The organism is Verrucosispora sp. WMMD1129, assembly GCF_029581255.1.
GTDB lineage: Bacteria > Actinomycetota > Actinomycetes > Mycobacteriales > Micromonosporaceae > Micromonospora > Micromonospora sediminimaris.
This window is the reverse complement of record NZ_CP120741.1, coordinates 3,307,498-3,324,926: the sequence shown is the minus strand read 5'-3', so window position 1 is coordinate 3,324,926 and position 17,429 is coordinate 3,307,498. Positions and strand designations below refer to the sequence as shown.

Here is a 17,429-nt window from a genome sequence, read left to right as displayed (position 1 = left end):
TATCACCTATTGAACCGGTGGTTCTGCCGGTGGTTCTGCCGGTCCCGTCACGCTCGGCTGCTCGCGCGCACACCCAGGGTCCGCCAGGCGGTTGAGGGCGGCGGCAACCGCCGGCGCAGGCGACGCGCGGAATCCCTCAGCGGCCCGGGTGGCCGCCCGGTGCGGGTGACCTGCCCTCCTCGTCGCATTCGGCCGGAGGCTCGCCCGGTGCGGCGGAACGGCTGCCGGCGGTCGCGCAGGGATGTACGGCGTCGCGTACCCGGCGCAGGCCGTCGAGCAGGGCGGCCAGCGCAGCCGGGTCGAGTTGCCCGGTGAACCAGTCCTCGATGAGCTGAAGGTGCCCGGGCAGGCTCTCGTCGAGCCGGCGCAGGCCGGCCGGCGTCACCACCGCGTACGAGCTTCGTCGGTCGGAGGGGCAGGCGCGGCGGGTGATCAAACCGTCGCGTTCCATCCGGTCCACCACCCGGGTCACGCCGCTGGTTGACAGTGAGGTCTGGGCGGCGAGATCGGTCATCCGCAGCTGGTTGGCGGGTGACCGGGTGAGTCTGGTCAGCACCTCGAACTCGACCGATGACAGGCCGTGCTCCTCCAGCTGGGCGGCGAATCGGGCGGCCAGCCCGGCGTGCACCTCGAAGAGCAGGCCGACGGCCGTGATTCGAGGGTCGTCGAACGTGTTCGCTTCCACCAGACCATCGTACCAATACTTGACAGCAGGAATATTGCCACGGCTATAGTTGCTGACGCAGACGTTGGGCTACTAAACAATATCTCCCGGAGGGCAGTCTCTCATGACCAGCAGCACCGAGCCGGTTACCCGCGAGTGGAACGGCCTCACCATCCCGGCGGCCGGCACCTACCTGCTGGATGTGGCGCACAAGCGGGTCGGCTTCGTTGCCCGGCACATGATGGTGAGCAAGGTTCGCGGCGAGTTCGCTGACGCGAGCGCCACCATCACCATCGCCGAGGATCCGCTGGAGTCCACGGTCTCCGCCACCATCCAGGCCGCCAGCATCAACACCGCCCAGGCGGATCGGGACGCGCACCTGCGCAGCCCCGAGTTCCTCGACGCGGAGAAGTTCGCCACGCTGGAGTACCGCAGCACCGGCGTGAAGTCGCACGAGGGCAACGAGTTCGTCCTGACCGGCGAGTTGACCATCAAGGACGTGACCCGTCCGGTCGACCTCAAGGTCGAGTTCGAGGGTGTCGGCCGCAGCCCCTTCGGCCAGGACATCTTCGGTTTCTCGGCGACCACCGAGATCGACCGTGAGGACTTCGGCCTGACCTGGAACGTCGCCCTGGAGTCCGGTGGCGTCCTGGTCGGCAAGAAGGTCAAGATCGAGATCGAGGGCGAGGCCATCCGGCAGTCCTGATCCGTACGCTCCGACAGGCCCGCGCCCGCACCGCGCGGGCCTGTCGGCTGTCCGGGGACCTTCACTCGTACCCGGACGCCGGTGCGAATTGTCACAACTTGTTCTTCGCGTGCAGCAAGGGTCCGACGGTGCGACTGGGTACCTACTTCAGCGGGAGCTAGCAACCTGGTCGGGGGGTGACGCCATCGGCCGCTACAACGGGTGGACTGCGGCAATGGACCGATCTTCGGGGCGGCTGGGCGCAGCGCTCCCAGCGAGTATGGTTCACAGTGCGCTGCGGAGCGGCACCGTTCCGTGGCGTCGCGCGCCGGGAGGAAGCATGGGCAGGGACGTCGATCGAGCCGCCTTCTCCCGTGAGGATCGAGTCCGGTACCGGCAGAAGGTCCGGCGCTGCCTGGACGTGTTCGCGCTCATGTTGGACGACTTCGGCTTCGACGCCGACCGGCCGATGACCGGGTTGGAGATCGAGCTCAACCTGGTCGACCCGGCCGCCGAACCGGCCATGCGCAACGAAGAGATCCTCGCCGCGATAGCCGACCCGTTGTTCCAGACCGAGCTCGGACAGTTCAACCTCGAACTGAACGCCAACCCAAGGCTGATCTCCGGCACCGGGTTCGCCGACTACGAGCGTGACCTCTGCGCCAGCCTCGACCGGGCCAACGAACGCGCCTCGCGGTCGGACACCCGGATCGTGCTGGTCGGCATCCTGCCCACGTTGAACGAGCGACACCTGGTGGCGGACAACCTCTCCACGAACGAGCGTTACCGGGTGCTGAACGACCAGATCGTCGGAGCCCGGGGCGAGGACATCGAGCTCGACATCCGGGGCGTCGAGCGACTGCGTACGCACAACGACTCCATCGCGCCGGAGGCGGCCTGCACCAGCCTTCAGTTCCACCTCCAGGTGGCGCCGGACAGCTTCGCCGACTACTGGAACGCCTCCCAGGCGATCGCCGCCGCCCAGGTGGCGGTGGGTGCCAACTCCCCGTTCCTCTACGATCGGCAGCTCTGGGCGGAGACCCGCATCGCCCTGTTCGAGCAGGCCACCGACACCCGGCCGGACGAGCTGAAGGCCCAGGGCGTACGGCCCCGGGTCTGGTTCGGCGAGCGGTGGATCACCTCGATCTTCGACCTGTTCGAGGAGAACGTCCGCTACTTCCCGCCCCTGCTGCCGATCTGCGAGAGCGAGGACCCGGTGGAGGTCCTGCATGCCGGCGGCGTTCCCGAGCTGGCCGAGTTGCGGCTGCACAACGGCACCGTCTACCGGTGGAACCGGCCCGTGTACGACATCATGAACGGCCGTCCGCACCTGCGGGTGGAGAACCGCGTGCTACCGGCCGGACCGACCGTGGTCGACATGCTGGCCAACGCCGCCTTCTACTTCGGGCTGGTCCGGGGCATGGCGGAGGCCGATCGGCCGATCTGGAGCCAGCTCACCTTCAGCTCGGCCGAGGAGAACTTCCACGCGGCTGCCCGCCGCGGCATGGACGCGGTCCTGCACTGGCCGCGGCTGGGCGATGTGCCGGTGACCACGCTGGTGCTCGACACACTGCTGCCGCTCGCCGCCGCCGGCCTCGACGGCTTCGGCGTCGCCGCCGCCGACCGGGACCGGTTGCTCGGCATCATCGAGCAACGCTGTCGTACCGGACGCAACGGAGCGGTCTGGCAGACCGCAACCGTGTGGGCCGCCGAGCGGCATCTGGGTCTGGAGCGCCGGGCCGCGCTGCACCACATGCTCCAGCGCTACGCGGAGTTGCAGTACACAAACGAGCCGGTGCACACCTGGCCGCTCGACTGAGCGAAGCGGCAACCTCACCGGATCTTGGTGCGGAATCGCCCTCCCGGTGGGCCGTTTTGCGCCAAGATCCAGACTAGCGGCCGCGCTGCCGGGGACGGCCGCGGCGGTTGCCGCTCTCGGGTGTCTCTTCGCTGCCGAATGACGCCTCGGACGGCGACGACCCGGATTTCCCACCCGCCTCCGCCGGCCTTTCCGGCTGCGCTGCCGAGGGCGGTGCTGCCGGTTGCGGTGCTGCCGGCTTGACCGCCGCTGGCTTGACCGCTGCCGGTCGCGGTGGGGTTCCCGCCGATGCGGCTTTCTTCCGGGTCGCCGGAACCTCGCCGGCCACCGGCTGGTCGAGCCGGTCGGCGGCCGCCGAGGACCGCGTGGCACCCGCCGGGGACAGGGGGGCACCCGCCCCGGACCGCTCGACGTCCGGCGCGGACGGCTCGGACGGCTTGGCGTCCGGCGCGGGCTGGGTGGCGGCATCCGGCCCGGACCCGGGCCTGTGCCGGTCGGAGTCACCGACTCGCTGCCGGGGCACCAGCGGGGCCGCGTCGGGGCCGCTCGACCGGTGCGCCGCCAGCCGGGCCGATCGCTGGGCCAGCGCCGCCACCAGGACCGACCCGCCGATGCCGACGATCACCGCGTACGGGGCGGTGAGATGAGCGGACACCTGTTCCGGGCTGATCGCGGTGAGCCTCGGCACGGCCAGGAAGTAGGCGATGGCCACCAACAGCGGACCGGCGGCACCGGATGCGGTGGCACCGACCCGCCGCCCGGTCGCCCGGACCCCGCGGCGGGCGGCCAGCGCACCGATAACCAGTGCTGAACCGAGTGACAGGACCGCGCCGGGCCAGTAGAAGTAGTCCCGGATCCAGAACTGGTCGTTGTCCGAGCTGAGTTGCCAGATCCCGAGCTGCGCGGTGGTGAGCCCGCGACCGGCGAGCACCGAGTCGACCACGGCGATGACCGCGAGCAGCCAGAGCCAGCCGGCGGTGGCGATGACATTGGTGGCGGCGGCGCGACAACGCAGCGCCCAGACCGCCACGAGCGTTCCGATAAGTACGCCGACCGCCGCGTACCCGGCGGCCATGTCGCGGGGGGACGGCGTGTCCGGCACCACCGCGACCCGGGCCGGCACGGCGACCAGCAACACCGTGATCAGCGCGCCCAGGCCGGCGGCCACGGCCAGCGCGATTCCCCACAGTCCGCCACCGTCCTGCTTGACGGTGGCGGCCGGAAGTTCACCGGAGGGCGGAACCGGGCTGCCGGACGTCGCCGGCCCGCTGCCCGCCGTCGCGGAGATGGGCGACGCTGCGGTGCCGGACGGCGGAGCCGGGGAATCGGCGGCGGGCGGCCCACCTACCACCGTCATCGGGTCGGACGGGGATGCGGCCCGGCGACGGTCGTGCAGCCGTTGGGCGCAGACCGCACCGAAGATTGTCGACGTAGCCGCGATCCAGGTCGCCCAGATCAGGCTCGCCACCCAGGCCGCCGTGCCGGCGGTCGCCTCAGGGGGCGCCCAGTTGAGAATGCCCAGGCCGTATCCGAAGCCCAGTTGGGCGGCACCGGCACCGGCTGCCACGCCGGCGGCGGTGGCGATCGATCCTCCCCAGCCCTGTCTGGCCATGCCGGGCAGCGTAACGTCCTGTGGTCGGTGCGGCGAGTCGTGCGTGGCATCTACCGGCGACGGTTACGGACAGTGCTTGGCCCCGGTCGCTACGGTCGTGGGTGATGAGGCGGTGGGCGGGATGACGGACGGGACCACGGGCGGGCGGCCGGGGCGCGGTGACACCGGCCCGGACCGGACGAGGATGATCATCGGTGGCGGGGCTGCCGCCATCCTGCTCGCGATCATCGGTGCCGCCGGTGGCTGGGTGCTCGCCGGCGATCAGGTAAGACCCGGCCCGGTGTCCTCCGCCGCCACCGGCACTCCCACCCCCAGCCCAACGGTGCGGACCTCGCCGCCGTGGGAGCGGCCGACACCGAACACCGCGACCACGCCGAGCAACAGCCCCAGCCCGTCGCGGCCAACCGGACTCACCGTCCCGGACCTGGTCGGCGCAGACTTCGAGGAGGCCAGGGAGGAGTTGCGGGACCTGGGCCTGGGCTGGCAACTCGTCTTCGGCAGCGGCGACAGTTCCAGCGTACGAAGCACCGACCCGGCTCCGGGGACACCGGTGCGGCGTGGTGTCACGGTCAAGATCAATGTGGCCGGGGCCGCCCCACCGAACGAGGTGCCCGACCTGACCGGTGAGACGTGCAACGAGGCGAGGGACGAACTCGTCGACGACGGCTTCTCTCCCCGCTATCCCAACGGACGCTCCGGCACGGTCACGTCGCAGCAACCGCCGGGCGGCACGGTCGGCAGGTGGAACGACGTGGTCCAGATCTGGTGCGGCACGCCGCCGAGTGCGGATGCGAACACTCCGGCGCCGTGACGCGCACCCGACACGCTGATGCCGACCGATGACCGGCGAAACCGCTAGGTTGACCGTCGAGGGGCCTGGTGCCCGCCCGGTCGGCGGAAAGGACGTGCCGTGAGCGACGACCGCCAGGAGCTGACCGACGGGCAACCGGACGACCGGACCCGTCCGATCCCGCCGTCCGGAGACAACCCGGACGAGACCGCGCCGCTGGACCGGGCCGTCGCCGAGCCGGCGGACGCGACCGCGCCGCGTGCGCCGGACGAGACGGCGCCGATGGGGCGCGCTACCGACGAGACCGCACCGATGGATCGCGCGACCGTAGAGCCGGCGGGACCGCCGGACGAGACCGCGCCGATGGGGCGTACGCCGGACGAGACCGCGCCGCTGGACCGGGCCGTCGCCGAGCCGGCGGACGCGACCGCGCCGCTGCCGCCGAACCAGCGTTCCGGGTCGGTGGCCTGGTCGGGGCGCGCGGAGGTGCCGTCGGTTCGGCCGGGTGTGGACCGCGAGCTGGCCGGCGGCGACTGGTACGCCGACGAGCAGCCGGGCCGACCGTGGTGGCTGCCGATCCTCTGGGGCGTCCTGCTGCTGCTCCTGCTCGGCCTGATCGGGGGTGGGTTCTGGCTGGCCGGCCAGGGGCTGAACGACGACGGCCCGGCACCGGAGTCGCCCTCACCGACCACCCAGGCCCCACCGACCACGGCGTCGGCGTCGCCGACCACCGAGTCCCCGTCACCGGCACCGACCACGAGCGCCGCGCCGGCCGAGGTACCGGTACCGCCGCTGGTGGGTCTGCCGGAAGCCGCGGCACGGGCCGCGCTGGACGGGCTCGACCTCGACTATCGGGTGGAGTACCGCCCGTCGGACCAGCCGGAGGGGACCGTCATCGCCACCGACCCGCAGGCCGGTGAGTCGGTGGAGGTGGGCGATGAGGTTCGGCTGGTGGTCGCCGCGGCCAGTCCGAGTCCGGAACCGAGCACGGGCGAGCCGACCACCGAGCCAACCGTCACGGCGAGCCCCACGGAGTGACCGCCAGAGTCACCACATCCGGCGTCTGGTGCCGACCAGTCCGAGACCGGCGAGGGAGATCGCCAGTCCGAACACCCCGGACCAGAACAGCGAGCGGCTGAGTTCCTCCCGGGTGTGACCACCCGTGGCCCTGGCTGGCGCTTTCTGGTCAGCCGGGTATGAGGGCTGACCGGAGACGCCGTCGGACTCCGCCGGGTCGTCGGCCGTCTGGTCGAAGAAGCCGTCGCGGGCGAAGGCGTCCCAGACGTCGTCGGTGGTGACGTCCGGCTCGACCGGCTCGCTCTCCACGACAGTGATCTCCGGGGCCGGTACGGGCTCGGCCAGCCGGGTGGACGACAGTGCCGGATCCCGGCCCAGCACCACCAGGGTGGTGACGGCACCGAGAAGCGCCAGGAGTCCGAAGGTGTGGGCGATGCGGGACCGGCGTGGCTCCCGCGCGGACAAGTTGACCATGGCCATCCCATGTTCGGGGTCCGGGAGGCGCGGGGTGGAAACATGCCGGGGTGGGCATACCGATTCTATGTCGGCGGCATGCCCCCCGAATCCTTTTCACCTGACGTCGGTGATGCTCAGTGCACCCGAACCGGCGTCCGTACGGCCGGCCGGCGGGCCGAGCGTACGGTGTGTGGACGCGGCTGCGGGGCCGCCTGGACCTGCCGCAGCCCGGCCCGCTGGACGAAGATCGACCGACGGTTGACCGCGTCCCCCGCCGCGTTCAACTCGTAGCCTTCGAGCCAGAGCCAACCGTCGTAGGTGGGCCGGTCGAGCACCCGGATCACCCGGAACAGGATGGGCCTGAGGAACTGGACACTCGCCGCGCGTGTCACGTGCAGTACGTCACCGGAGCGGGGAAGCACATGGGCTCCTGAAATGGTCGGCCGGCGGGGAAGGTGCCGGCTGGAGGATGGGGGGTTGCTGGCTCCAGCGACGAGGTCGTGTCTCGGGGGACCGGAGCCGGTGTCGTGGTCGGTCAGCGTGGAGCGGCTGGTGGCGAAGCTCCTCCCCGGCGACCCACCTCTCCACGAGGTTGATCACTCGTGGAGACGGATCGGAGACGTTCAGTAACCCGGGTCATACGGACAGAGTGCATGAGGAGTGTGCTTCATGCAAGTTGCACGTCGACTTTTGCCGATACGTGAGCGGCTCGCGCGAAACGGCGCTTGAACGGGCTGCCACCCGGGCGGCACACTGAGAGCCGGTTTCGCCCGCCGCGGCCGGCCGAGGACCGGGACACTCCACGCCGCGAACGCTCGCCGGAAGAATCGCGCCGTGGGCGGGCGGTCAGCGCGGCGCGTCGAAGCGGAGAGGTGGCACGGTGAGCGAGCGGCGCAGCCCGACCATCCGGCGGCGCCGGCTTGGCGCAGAACTGCGCCGGCAGCGCGAGGCCGCCGGAATCACCATAGAGGCCGTGGCGGAGCAGTTGGAATGCTCGGCTTCCAAGATTTCGCGTATCGAGACAGGTCACACCACCGCGACTCCCCGGGACGTGCGGGACATGCTCCGGATCTACGGAGTGGTCGGTGCCGAGAGCGACGAGCTGGTGCAGATCGCCCGTGAGGCGCGGCAGAAGGGCTGGTGGCATCCCTACAGCACGGTGCTGGTCGGGGCGTACGTGGGCCTGGAGGCGGCGGCCAGTTCGATTCGCGCGTACGAGCAGCAGGTGGTGCCGGGGCTGCTGGAGACCGAGGACTACGCCAGCGCGATGATCCGTGCGGCCCGCCCCGACTTCAGTCCGGAACAGGTACAGCAACGGGTGCGTGTCCGACTCGGCCGTCAGTCGTTGTTGACCCAGGATGATCCGGTCGATCTGTGGGTGGTGCTCGATGAAGCGGTGTTGAGCCGTCCGGTGGGCGGGGACAAGGTCATGCGTGACCAGCTCAACCGGTTGGTGGAGGTGGCACAGCTGCCGAACGTGACGCTTCAGGTCCTGCCGTTCGAGGTCGGGGCGCACGCCGGCATGGACGGCACCTTCACGATCCTCAGCTTCCCCGAACCCGGTGATCCGGATGTCGTGTACGCGGAGAACGCCACGGGTGGGCTCTTCCTGGAGAAGAGCGACGAACTACAGAAGTACAGCTTCATCTTCGATCACATTCGAGCAGCGGCCAAGCGTCCGGAGGAGTCCGTCGAGTACATCGCGAGACTGGCAGAGGAGCCGTTGTGGAAGTGGCGACGCAAGGATTCTCCGTGAACCTGGCGCAGGCGACATGGTTCAAGAGCTCGAAGAGCGGGCCGAACTGTGACAACTGCGTCGAGGTGGCGTACGTGACCGGGGCGGTCGGCGTCCGGGACTCGAAGGACAAGGCCGGACCGGCCCTGGTCTTCGCACCGGGTGACTGGCACGCTTTCGTCGCCAGTACCAGGGACGGCGCGTTCCCTCGGGCCTGACACCCGGGGGCGGTGACGACGAATCCCCGTTCGGCCGGTGGCCGAGCGGGGATTCGCTGTTGTGACCCGGCCCCGGCGTCGGGCGTCGAACAGCGTCTGCGGTGCGGCCCGCAGACGCGTGCTCCGCCGGCTGCCGTCGCCACATCCTGCCCGTGTCGTTGTACCTCTCGGTACGCGCTGGTCGACATCCCCCCGGCAGGGCGGGTAACCGAGCGAGGCAGGCGAGACGGATGACGAGTATCGGGTCGGAGAACCTCACCAACGGACCGGGAAAGCCGGAACGGTTCGGCGGCAAGTATCGCGGGGCCCGGCGGGACACCGTGCTGACCGAGGTGGTGTCGGCGGAAACCGAGCACGCCAGCCGGGAGACCCCGGCGGCGACGGAGTCGCCGTCGCCGCTCACCCTGCCGTCGCTGGATCCGAATCCGCTGACCGAGCCGTCCTTTCCGGCCGGTGGCTGGTCGACGGTCGACGACGCTTCCCTCGTGGACCATCCGCTGCTGCGTGGCCTGTTGATGGAGCTGCCACCGAAGGGCAGCGTGCCGCCACCCGGCTGGCTCGACCGCTGGTTCGAGGCGACCAGGGCGATCCTGGAACTGCTATACGTGCAGGGCACCGGCGGTCGGGCGCGGTGACGACACCCGCTCGGGCATGGCCCGCTCGGCGAACCGGTTGTGCCGCAACGCGTGGCGTACGCCGATCGAAGCGACGGCCAGTGCCGCGATGGTGATCGCCGGCCCGGTTGCCGAGGGCCCGAGATACTGGCCGACGCCGCTCGCCACGATGACGGCCGGCAGCAGCGCCAAACCTGTCACCTGCAACGGCAGCCCGATCAACGGGTGGGCAGCGGCGGCCCGCAGTCCGTGCGGGGCCGGTGTGCCGGCGGCGACGGCCAGCGCGCCGGCCCCGGCCCACAACCGGCGTAACCGGCGCACGGTGCAGCCGGCCACCAGCAGGGCGGGTACGGCGGCGAGCGTCAGCCCGTCGGCGGCCCGGTCCGCCAGGGTCGGTCCGACGGTGACCAGCCCGGCGATCGGCAGAGCCATCGTCAGACCGAGCGCGGTCAACGTCAGCGCGAGCAGCCGGCCCGAATGCTGGCGCAGCTCGCGAGCGTGCTTCAGGCGGGGCAACCCGTCCGCGAGGTAGCCGACGGTCCACCAGACGGCCGCGACCGGAAGCAGGAGGGCGAGATGGCTCTGCATGTCCATCAGCCTTGCCCGAATTCGGGCTCGTCGAATCCGGGCCCACCCCCCGTTCGTCCCGTACTCGTCCCCGTAGGGGAACCATCTCTTCAGTGTTATGGGGGATCCGACATGTTTAACTGTCCGCACACATCCGACTACCCTCACCGTGATCGGCATTCATCGATCAATCTGCCACGAGCAGATGGACGCTCGATGCCGGTCGGAGGGAGGTAGGAAGATGGTTCTTCCACAGAGATCGCTGCTTGTCGGGCTGGCCACGCTGGCCATGATGGCGGCGGCCACGCCGGCCATGGCGGCCGAGCCGGTCGGCACCGTCCGAAGCGCCGGCGGCGCAACCGCCGTCAAGGACAGCTACATCGTCGTGTTCAAGGACAGCGAAGTCAGTCGTACGGCCGTCGGCTCCTCCGTGGACCGGCTGCTACGCCGGCACGGCGGCGCCACGGCCCGGACCTACAGCGCGGCCGTCCGGGGCGCCGAGGTGCGGGTCAGCGCGCGGGCCGCGGCGCGGATCGCGGCGGACCCCGCTGTCGCGTACGTCGAACAGAACCACGTCGTGTCTCTCGCGGGTACCCAGACGAACCCCCCGTCCTGGGGCCTGGACCGGATCGACCAGCGGAACCTGCCGCTCAACAGCTCGTACACCTATCCCAACACCGCCACGAACGTGACCTCGTACGTCATCGACACCGGCATCCGGACCACCCACTCCGACTTCGGCGGCCGGGCGACCTGGGGCACCAACACGGTCGACTCCAACAACACCGACTGCAACGGCCACGGCACGCACGTGGCGGGTACGGTCGGTGGCTCGGCGTACGGCGTGGCCAAGGCGACCCGCCTGGTGGCGGTCAAGGTGCTCAACTGCTCCGGCAGCGGCACCAACGCCGGTGTCATCGCCGGCATCGACTGGGTCACCGCCAACGCGGTGAAGCCGGCCGTGGCCAACATGAGCCTCGGCGGCGGGGCGAACACCTCGGTCGACAACGCGGTCATCAACTCCATCAACTCCGGTGTCACGTACGCGGTGGCCGCCGGCAACGGCAACGCTTTCGGCCAGCGGCAGAACGCCTGCAACTACTCGCCGGCCCGGGCCGCAGCGGCGATCACCGTCGGTGCCACCCAGAGCAACGACGCCGCTGCCAGCTTCTCCAACTACGGCACCTGCGTGGACATCCTCGCCCCGGGGGTGAGCATCACCTCCGCCTGGCACACCAGCAACACCGCGACGAACACCATCAGCGGCACCTCGATGGCCTCGCCCCACGTGGCCGGCGCGGCGGCGCTGGTCCTCTCGGCCAACCCGTCCTGGACGCCCCAGCAGGTCCGGGACTACCTGGTCAACAACGCCACTCCGAACGTGGTCTCGAACGTGGGCAGCGGCACCCCCAACCGGTTGCTCTACGTGGTCAACGGTGACACCCCGCCGCCGGCCAACGACTTCTCGGTCTCGGTGTCGCCGACCTCCGGTTCGGTCACGGCGGGTAGCTCGGCGAGCGCCACCGTGTCCACGGCGACCACAAACGGCTCCGCCCAGTCGGTCAGCCTCTCGGCCAGCGGCCTGCCGTCCGGGGCGACCGCCTCGTTCAGCCCGGCCACCGTCACCTCCGGCGGATCGTCCACGCTGACCATCAGCACGTCGGCCAGCACGCCGGCCGGCACGTACCCCGTGACCGTCACCGGCACCGCGGCCTCCGGCACCAGGAGCGCGACGTACTCGCTGACGGTCACCGGTGGCAGCGGCGGCGGCTGCTCCGGGACCAACGGCAGCGACGTGCCGATCCCGGACTCGGGCTCGGCGGTGACCAGCTCGATCACCATCTCCGGCTGCAACCGGAACGCCTCGTCGAGCTCGACCGTCGCGGTGAACATCGTGCACACCTACCGCGGCGACCTGGTCATCGACCTGCTCGCCCCGGACGGTTCGTCCTACCGGCTGAAGAACAGCAGCATCTTCGACGGCACGGACAACGTGAACACCACCTACACGGTGAACCTGTCCAGCGAGGCGGCGAACGGCACCTGGCGTCTCCAGGTCCGCGACGTCTACGGCGGTGACACCGGCTACATCAACACCTGGACGCTGACTCTCTGACGTCCGGTACGGCAACGGGCCCCGGCGTAGCGCCGGGGCCCGTCAGCTGTGCCGGTTCAGACCGCGAACGTGGTCGGCCGTTCGGTGGCCGGAGCGGGCGGCCGGGCCTTCCACAGCCCGGTCTTCTGCGCGAACAGGCGACCCAGGTACGCGGGGTTCAGGATCACGTAGCGCCGCCACAGGCGCTTGGGTTCCAGGCCGAGGCGCCAGAACCACTCCAACCCGGCACGCTGCATCCACGGCGGCGGCTGGCGCAACAACCCGGCGTGGTAGTCGAAGGCCGCGCCGACCGCCATCAGCGGCATGTCCAGCAGCGGGCGCATCGCGTACGCGAAGATCTCCTGCCGGGGGCAGCCGAGCCCGACCAGGACCAGCCGGGCACCGCTGGCCTTGATCCGGTCGGCGATCTCGACGTCCTCGCCCGGCTGTACGCCGCGGAACTTGGACGCTTCAACTCCGGCGATCTTGAGCGCCGGGAACATCCGCTCCAGCGCCGGGATCAGCCGGGTGAGGGTCTCCTCGGTCGAGCCGTACAGGTAGACCGGCAGCCCTTCGTCGGCGAAGCGGGACAGCACGTGCAGAGTCAGCGTCGGCCCGTAGACCCGATCGGTGAGCTGGGCGCCGTGCAGCAGGTTCAGCGCCCAGCGCACCGGCTGACCGTCCGGGGTCACCACGTCGAAGGAGTTGAGCCGGGCGTTGTGCGCCCGGTCCAGCACTCCGGTCATCACGCCGTGCACGGCCAGCGCGGTAAGTGCCAGCGGCCGGCGTTCCTGCGCGGCGGCCACCACCTGCTCGGTGGCCTCGGCGTAGTCGGTCGCATCGACCAGGACACCGAGCACGTTCTTCTTGGTCATGCTCCCGGCACCCACTTGTCCACGTTGGCCTCGTAGATCTCTCGCATGATCATTGGTACGTCGTACACCTGCTTCCAGTCCGGGTAGTCGGCCTGGAAAGCCTCGTTGGAGCCGATCCACCACTTGTGGTCGCCGATCCGGTTGGCCTCGACGTACTCGGTGATCATCTCTTGGCCGGTGATCTGCTCGGCCAGCAGGAACGCCTCCCGGTTGGAGGTGTTCGAGTGCCGGCCGCCGCCGAGGTTGTAGACGGCGGCCGAGCGGGGATTGCGGAAGAAGGCTTCGAACGCGGAGACCACGTCCGAACTGTGGATGGCGTCGCGGACCTGCTTGCCCTGGTAGCCGAAGATCTTGTAGGTGCGGCGCTCCATGTTCGCCCGCATCACGTAGCCGAGGAAGCCGTGCAACTCGGTCGCCGAGTGCGCCGGACCGGTGAGCGTCCCGCCCCGGAAGCAGGCCGTCTTCATGCCGAAGTAGCGGCCGTACTCCTGCACCATGACGTCCGCCGCCACCTTCGAGGCACCGAAGATCGAGTGCAGGCACGCGTCGATCGACATGTCCTCCCGGATGCCCTGCTCGTACGGGTGACCCGGCTCGATCTCCCAGCGGGTCTCCAGCTCCATGAGGGGCAGGCTGTTCGGCCGGTCGCCGTAGACCTTGTTGGTGGAGCAGTGGATGACCGGGGCGTCGATGCAGTGTTCCCGGACGTTCTGCAGGACGTTGAGCGTGCCGGCGGCGTTGACGTCGAAGTCGGTGAACGGGTCACGCACCGCCCAGTCGTGGGAGGGCTGGGCGGCGGTGTGGATCACCACGGCCACGTCCCGGCCGTACCGGCCGAACAGCGCGCCGAGCGCCGCCCGGTCCCGGATGTCGATGCTGTGGTGGGAGTACGCCTCACCAAGCTCGTCGGTCAGCCGGCGGACATTCCAGGCGGTGGACGCCTCCTCGCCGAAGAATTCCTGCCGCATGTCGTTGTCGATGCCGACGACGTCGAGACCGAGGCCGGCGAAATGCCGGACCGCCTCGGAGCCGATCAGCCCGCCCGACCCGGTCACGAATGCGACAGTCACACGCCACTCCTGGTGCGTCGGAGCCAGAAACCATCGGAGCATAGCGTGACGTCCGGCACGCCCGGATACGGAGCGAGGGCCCCGCAGTCGCGGAGCCCTCAACTGTGGTGGGGAAGGGGGGAGTTGAACCCCCACGTCCTTTCGGACACACGGACCTGAACCGTGCGCGTCTGCCATTCCGCCACTTCCCCGTGGCCTGACCTCAGTCAACGTCGCCTGGGCCGGACACCGCCGATGACCGGCGGGCCTCGGCCATGCTACGTGACCTTGGTCTGCTGCCACGAATGGCTTTCGCTGCTCGCAGCGGTTACCGTTCGTGGCGGACGAAAGAGTAGCACGACAATCAGAAGCCGTCCGAACGGGCCGCGGCCTGCCGGCCGAGCGGCGTGTGAGCTGCGTGCGCTCTGGACGGATACCATCATGTCCTCGGGACCCGAGGAGGAGCCGGTGAGCGTGCTGCAACGCTTCGAGAAGCGTCTGGAAGGCCTGGTCGAAGGGGCTTTCGCCAAGGTCTTCAAAGGGGTGGTCCACCCCGTGGAGATCCTCAACGCCATGCAGCGGGAGGCCGAGGCACACAAGGCCATCCTGGCTGGTGGGCGCACGTTGGTGCCCAACCGCTACGTGATCGATCTCTCCCCGTACGACCACAGTCGGCTGGCGCCGTACGCCGCCGCGCTGGCCCAGGAGTTGGCCCAGTCGCAGGCGGAGTTCATCGGCGAGCAGGCCTGGACGGTCTACGGGGACGTGATCGTCGAGATCGAGCGCGGTGAAGGACTGGACACCGGTATGTTCCGGGTCACCGCGGAGGTCTACACCGGTGGCGAGGTCGCCCCGGTTTCGGCGCCCGGCTATGACGCCGGTCCGCCCGGATACGACGCCGGCCCGCCCGGCTACCCGTCCTACGACCAGGGTGGTGGCTACGGCCCGCCGCCGGGTCACGGCGGTGGGCGCAACATCCGGCTGGTCTCCGGCGACGGCCGCACCTACCCGCTACAGATGGGCTCGACCGTGATCGGTCGTGGCGACCAGGCCAACCTGCGCCTGCCGGACGTCGGCATCTCCCGGCGACACGCCCGGCTGGACTTCGACGGTGGGCAGGTCGTGCTGACCGATCTCGGCTCGACCAACGGCACCATGGTCAACGGCCAGCGGGTCTCCGCCGTGGCGTTGAACCCCGGTGACATGATCCAGCTCGGTACGACCACTCTGACCTTCCGCGTGGACGGCTGATCCGCCTTGCCGGAACTCGTTATCACCGTTGCCCGGTTCGGATTCCTCGTCCTGCTGTGGATCTTCGTGTTCACGGTGGTCGGCGTCATCCGCCGGGACCTCTTCGCGGGGGCCCGCTCGGGTCGACTGGTAGCCGCGCCCCGGACGGTGGGCGCGTCGACGGGGCAGGCGTCGGCGAAGCCGGCGAAGGTGAAGCGGGGGCGGGCGGCGCACCAGTTGGTGGTGACCGCAGGTCAGCTGGCCGGAACGCGGATCACGTTGGGTGAGGCGCAGATAACGATCGGTCGTGCCGAGGACTCCACCCTCGTCATCACCGACGACTACGCGTCCGCGCGACACGCCCGGCTCGTGCCGCGCGACGGGCAATGGTTCGTCGAGGACCTGGGTTCGACTAACGGGACGTACCTGGATCGCGCTAAGGTCACCGGACCGACCCCCGTCCCCCTCGGCGTGCCGATCCGGATCGGCCGCACCTCTCTCGAATTACGGCCATGACTCTGACCCTGCGCTATGCGGCCCACAGCGACCGCGGTCTGATCCGAGACGGTAATCAAGATTCCGTCTACGCCGGGCCGCGGCTACTCGCCGTTGCCGACGGCATGGGCGGTATGGCCGCCGGTGACGTCGCCAGCAACATCGTCATCGGTGCCATGGCGCCACTGGACGAGGACGTCCCCGGCGACGCCCTGGTCGACGCGCTCCGCTCCGCGGTGGGCACCGCCAACCAGCAACTCCGCGAGACGGTGGAGGCCAATCCCCAGTTGGAGGGGATGGGCACCACGCTCACCGCGACCCTGTTCTCCGGCAGCAAGCTGGGCATGGTCCACATCGGCGACTCGCGCGCCTACCTGCTGCGCGGCGGAGAGTTCGCGCAGATCACCAAGGACGACACCTACGTACAGATGCTCGTCGACGAAGGCCGGATCAGCCCGGAGGAGGCGAGTAGCCACCCCCAGCGCTCGTTGCTCACCCGGGCGCTGGACGGCCGCGACATCGATCCGGAGTACTCGGTCCGGCAGGTGTTGCCCGGCGACCGGTACCTGATCTGTTCCGACGGGCTCTCCGGCGTGGTCAGCGCGGAGACCATCGCCGAGACCATGCGGGAGTACGCCGACCCGCAGCAGTGCGTCGAACGGCTCGTCCAGCTCGCCCTGCGCGGTGGCGGTCCGGACAACATCACCGTGATCATCGCCGACGCCACCGACCGGGACATCGTCGAGGCGGCGCCGATAGTCGGCGGTGCGGCGGCCCGGGACCGGGGGATGGCCACCTCGGCGGACGTCTCCACTCCGGCCGCTCGTGCCTCGGCGCTCTCCGCGCCCCGGCCGGCGACGCCTGACGAGTCCGCCAACAACGACGACGAACCCGAGGCCCGCCGGCGTCCGCTGCGTGCGCTCGCGATGACGACCGCACTGCTGGTGATCGTGGGCGGTGGGGTGTTCGCCGGTTGGAGCTACACCCAGCGCCAGTACTACGTGGGCGCAACCGAGAACGGCCAGGTGGCCGTGTTCCGTGGCATCCAGGGCCAGATCGCCGGCATGGATCTCTCCAGCGTGCACTCCGAGAGCAGCGCCCAGTTGGACGACCTCACCCTGGCCGCGCAGGAGCAGGTCAAGCAGGGCATTCCGGCCAAGAGTGAGCCGGACGCGGAACGACGGCTGGCCGAGCTGACGATGGATAGCCCGACAAACGTGAACCTGAAGCCGATCTGTCCGCCGACACCGAGCCCCACGCCCTCGCTTGTGGGTTCGCCGTCCCCGACGCCGAGCGCGCCGGCGGGATCGCCGAGCGGTCCGGCCGGCTCACCGAGTCAGGTCGGCAGCATCTCGGCATCACCCCCGGCCGGAGCCACGGTCACGCCGACCGGTGCCTCCGCCGCCGCACCCGACAGCACCCCCGACGCGCCCCCCGTCGACACCTTCACGCCCACGGTCGATCCGGCGGCCTGCCGGTCGCCCGAGTAGGCGCCGGCTCCCACCCGA

At 70.1% G+C, this 17,429-nt stretch carries 18 protein-coding genes and 1 tRNA gene; 11 read left to right on the top strand and 8 right to left on the bottom strand.

Annotation, left to right across the window (positions count from 1 at the left end; genetic code table 11):
* Nucleotides 1-136: 136 nt before the first annotated feature.
* Complete coding sequence (locus O7624_RS15470) at nucleotides 137-685, bottom strand: MarR family transcriptional regulator (RefSeq protein ID WP_282236285.1); 549 nt, start codon at nucleotides 683-685, stop codon at nucleotides 137-139.
* A 103-nt stretch (nucleotides 686-788) separates the two neighbouring features.
* On the opposite strand from O7624_RS15470, the gene O7624_RS15465 reads away from it, so the two are divergent.
* Both O7624_RS15465 and O7624_RS15460 read left to right on the top strand, forming a co-directional pair.
* Nucleotides 789-1,370 carry a YceI family protein gene (locus O7624_RS15465; protein WP_282236284.1) on the top strand — a complete coding sequence of 194 codons (582 nt, stop codon included), beginning with the start codon at nucleotides 789-791 and terminating at the stop codon, nucleotides 1,368-1,370.
* A gap of 319 nt (nucleotides 1,371-1,689) precedes the next feature.
* The gene (locus O7624_RS15460; protein ID WP_282236283.1) at nucleotides 1,690-3,168 is read left to right on the top strand and encodes a glutamate--cysteine ligase; all 1,479 of its coding nucleotides are present in this window, start codon (nucleotides 1,690-1,692) and stop codon (nucleotides 3,166-3,168) included.
* A 73-nt stretch (nucleotides 3,169-3,241) separates the two neighbouring features.
* Here O7624_RS15460 and O7624_RS15455 read toward each other — a convergent pair whose 3' ends face one another.
* Complete coding sequence (locus tag O7624_RS15455) at nucleotides 3,242-4,780, bottom strand: hypothetical protein (protein WP_282236282.1); 1,539 nt, start codon at nucleotides 4,778-4,780, stop codon at nucleotides 3,242-3,244.
* Between the two features lie 121 nt (nucleotides 4,781-4,901).
* On the opposite strand from O7624_RS15455, the gene O7624_RS15450 reads away from it, so the two are divergent.
* The gene (locus O7624_RS15450; protein WP_282236281.1) at nucleotides 4,902-5,591 is read left to right on the top strand and encodes a PASTA domain-containing protein; all 690 of its coding nucleotides are present in this window, start codon (nucleotides 4,902-4,904) and stop codon (nucleotides 5,589-5,591) included.
* 99 nt (nucleotides 5,592-5,690) lie between these two features.
* Nucleotides 5,691-6,608 carry a PASTA domain-containing protein gene (locus O7624_RS15445; protein WP_282236280.1) on the top strand — a complete coding sequence of 306 codons (918 nt, stop codon included), beginning with the start codon at nucleotides 5,691-5,693 and terminating at the stop codon, nucleotides 6,606-6,608.
* A gap of 9 nt (nucleotides 6,609-6,617) precedes the next feature.
* Here O7624_RS15445 and O7624_RS15440 read toward each other — a convergent pair whose 3' ends face one another.
* Complete coding sequence (locus O7624_RS15440; RefSeq protein ID WP_093409443.1) at nucleotides 6,618-7,061, bottom strand: hypothetical protein; 444 nt, start codon at nucleotides 7,059-7,061, stop codon at nucleotides 6,618-6,620.
* A 116-nt stretch (nucleotides 7,062-7,177) separates the two neighbouring features.
* Nucleotides 7,178-7,465, bottom strand: coding sequence for a hypothetical protein (locus O7624_RS15435; RefSeq protein ID WP_093409209.1), 288 nt, complete (start codon nucleotides 7,463-7,465; stop codon nucleotides 7,178-7,180).
* 458 nt (nucleotides 7,466-7,923) lie between these two features.
* Here O7624_RS15435 and O7624_RS15430 point away from each other — a divergent pair, with 458 nt between their 5' ends.
* The 3 genes from O7624_RS15430 (at nucleotide 7,924) to O7624_RS15420 (ending at nucleotide 9,631) form a co-directional block, all read left to right on the top strand.
* On the top strand, nucleotides 7,924-8,799 hold the full coding sequence (locus O7624_RS15430) for a helix-turn-helix transcriptional regulator (protein WP_093409207.1): 876 nt from the start codon (nucleotides 7,924-7,926) through the stop codon (nucleotides 8,797-8,799).
* Nucleotides 8,775-8,996, top strand: coding sequence for a DUF397 domain-containing protein (locus O7624_RS15425; protein WP_093409203.1), 222 nt, complete (start codon nucleotides 8,775-8,777; stop codon nucleotides 8,994-8,996). Before O7624_RS15430 ends, O7624_RS15425 begins: the two co-directional genes overlap by 25 nt.
* A 230-nt stretch (nucleotides 8,997-9,226) precedes the next feature.
* Nucleotides 9,227-9,631 carry a hypothetical protein gene (locus O7624_RS15420; RefSeq protein ID WP_282236279.1) on the top strand — a complete coding sequence of 135 codons (405 nt, stop codon included), beginning with the start codon at nucleotides 9,227-9,229 and terminating at the stop codon, nucleotides 9,629-9,631.
* Here the strand turns inward: O7624_RS15420 and O7624_RS15415 are convergent.
* Entirely contained in the window at nucleotides 9,596-10,198 is a 603-nt protein-coding gene (locus O7624_RS15415) for a hypothetical protein (protein WP_282236278.1), read from the bottom strand. The genes O7624_RS15420 and O7624_RS15415 overlap by 36 nt on opposite strands.
* A 220-nt stretch (nucleotides 10,199-10,418) precedes the next feature.
* On the opposite strand from O7624_RS15415, the gene O7624_RS15410 reads away from it, so the two are divergent.
* On the top strand, nucleotides 10,419-12,293 hold the full coding sequence (locus tag O7624_RS15410; protein WP_282236277.1) for a S8 family serine peptidase: 1,875 nt from the start codon (nucleotides 10,419-10,421) through the stop codon (nucleotides 12,291-12,293).
* Nucleotides 12,294-12,349: 56 nt separating this feature from the next.
* Here O7624_RS15410 and O7624_RS15405 read toward each other — a convergent pair whose 3' ends face one another.
* The 3 genes from O7624_RS15405 to O7624_RS15395 all read right to left on the bottom strand — a co-directional run bounded on the left by O7624_RS15405 (nucleotide 12,350) and on the right by O7624_RS15395 (nucleotide 14,408).
* Nucleotides 12,350-13,147 carry a WecB/TagA/CpsF family glycosyltransferase gene (locus O7624_RS15405; RefSeq protein WP_282236276.1) on the bottom strand — a complete coding sequence of 266 codons (798 nt, stop codon included), beginning with the start codon at nucleotides 13,145-13,147 and terminating at the stop codon, nucleotides 12,350-12,352.
* Nucleotides 13,144-14,259 (bottom strand): NAD-dependent epimerase/dehydratase family protein, encoded by a 1,116-nt coding sequence (locus O7624_RS15400; RefSeq protein WP_170863582.1) that lies wholly within the window; start codon nucleotides 14,257-14,259, stop codon nucleotides 13,144-13,146. The genes O7624_RS15405 and O7624_RS15400 overlap by 4 nt, the downstream gene beginning before the upstream one ends.
* Before the next feature lie 63 nt (nucleotides 14,260-14,322).
* Nucleotides 14,323-14,408 (bottom strand) — tRNA-Leu (locus O7624_RS15395).
* Between the two features lie 229 nt (nucleotides 14,409-14,637).
* Here O7624_RS15395 and O7624_RS15390 point away from each other — a divergent pair.
* From O7624_RS15390 to O7624_RS15380, 3 genes are read left to right on the top strand one after another with little or no spacing between them, the layout of a single operon-like run.
* Complete coding sequence (locus O7624_RS15390) at nucleotides 14,638-15,447, top strand: DUF3662 and FHA domain-containing protein (RefSeq protein ID WP_093409193.1); 810 nt, start codon at nucleotides 14,638-14,640, stop codon at nucleotides 15,445-15,447.
* A 6-nt stretch (nucleotides 15,448-15,453) separates the two neighbouring features.
* A complete protein-coding gene (locus O7624_RS15385) occupies nucleotides 15,454-15,942 on the top strand; it encodes an FHA domain-containing protein (RefSeq protein ID WP_093409190.1) in 489 nt (162 codons plus the stop codon).
* The gene (locus O7624_RS15380) at nucleotides 15,939-17,411 is read left to right on the top strand and encodes a protein phosphatase 2C domain-containing protein (protein WP_282240499.1); all 1,473 of its coding nucleotides are present in this window, start codon (nucleotides 15,939-15,941) and stop codon (nucleotides 17,409-17,411) included. Before O7624_RS15385 ends, O7624_RS15380 begins: the two co-directional genes overlap by 4 nt.
* Nucleotides 17,412-17,429 lie beyond the last annotated feature (18 nt).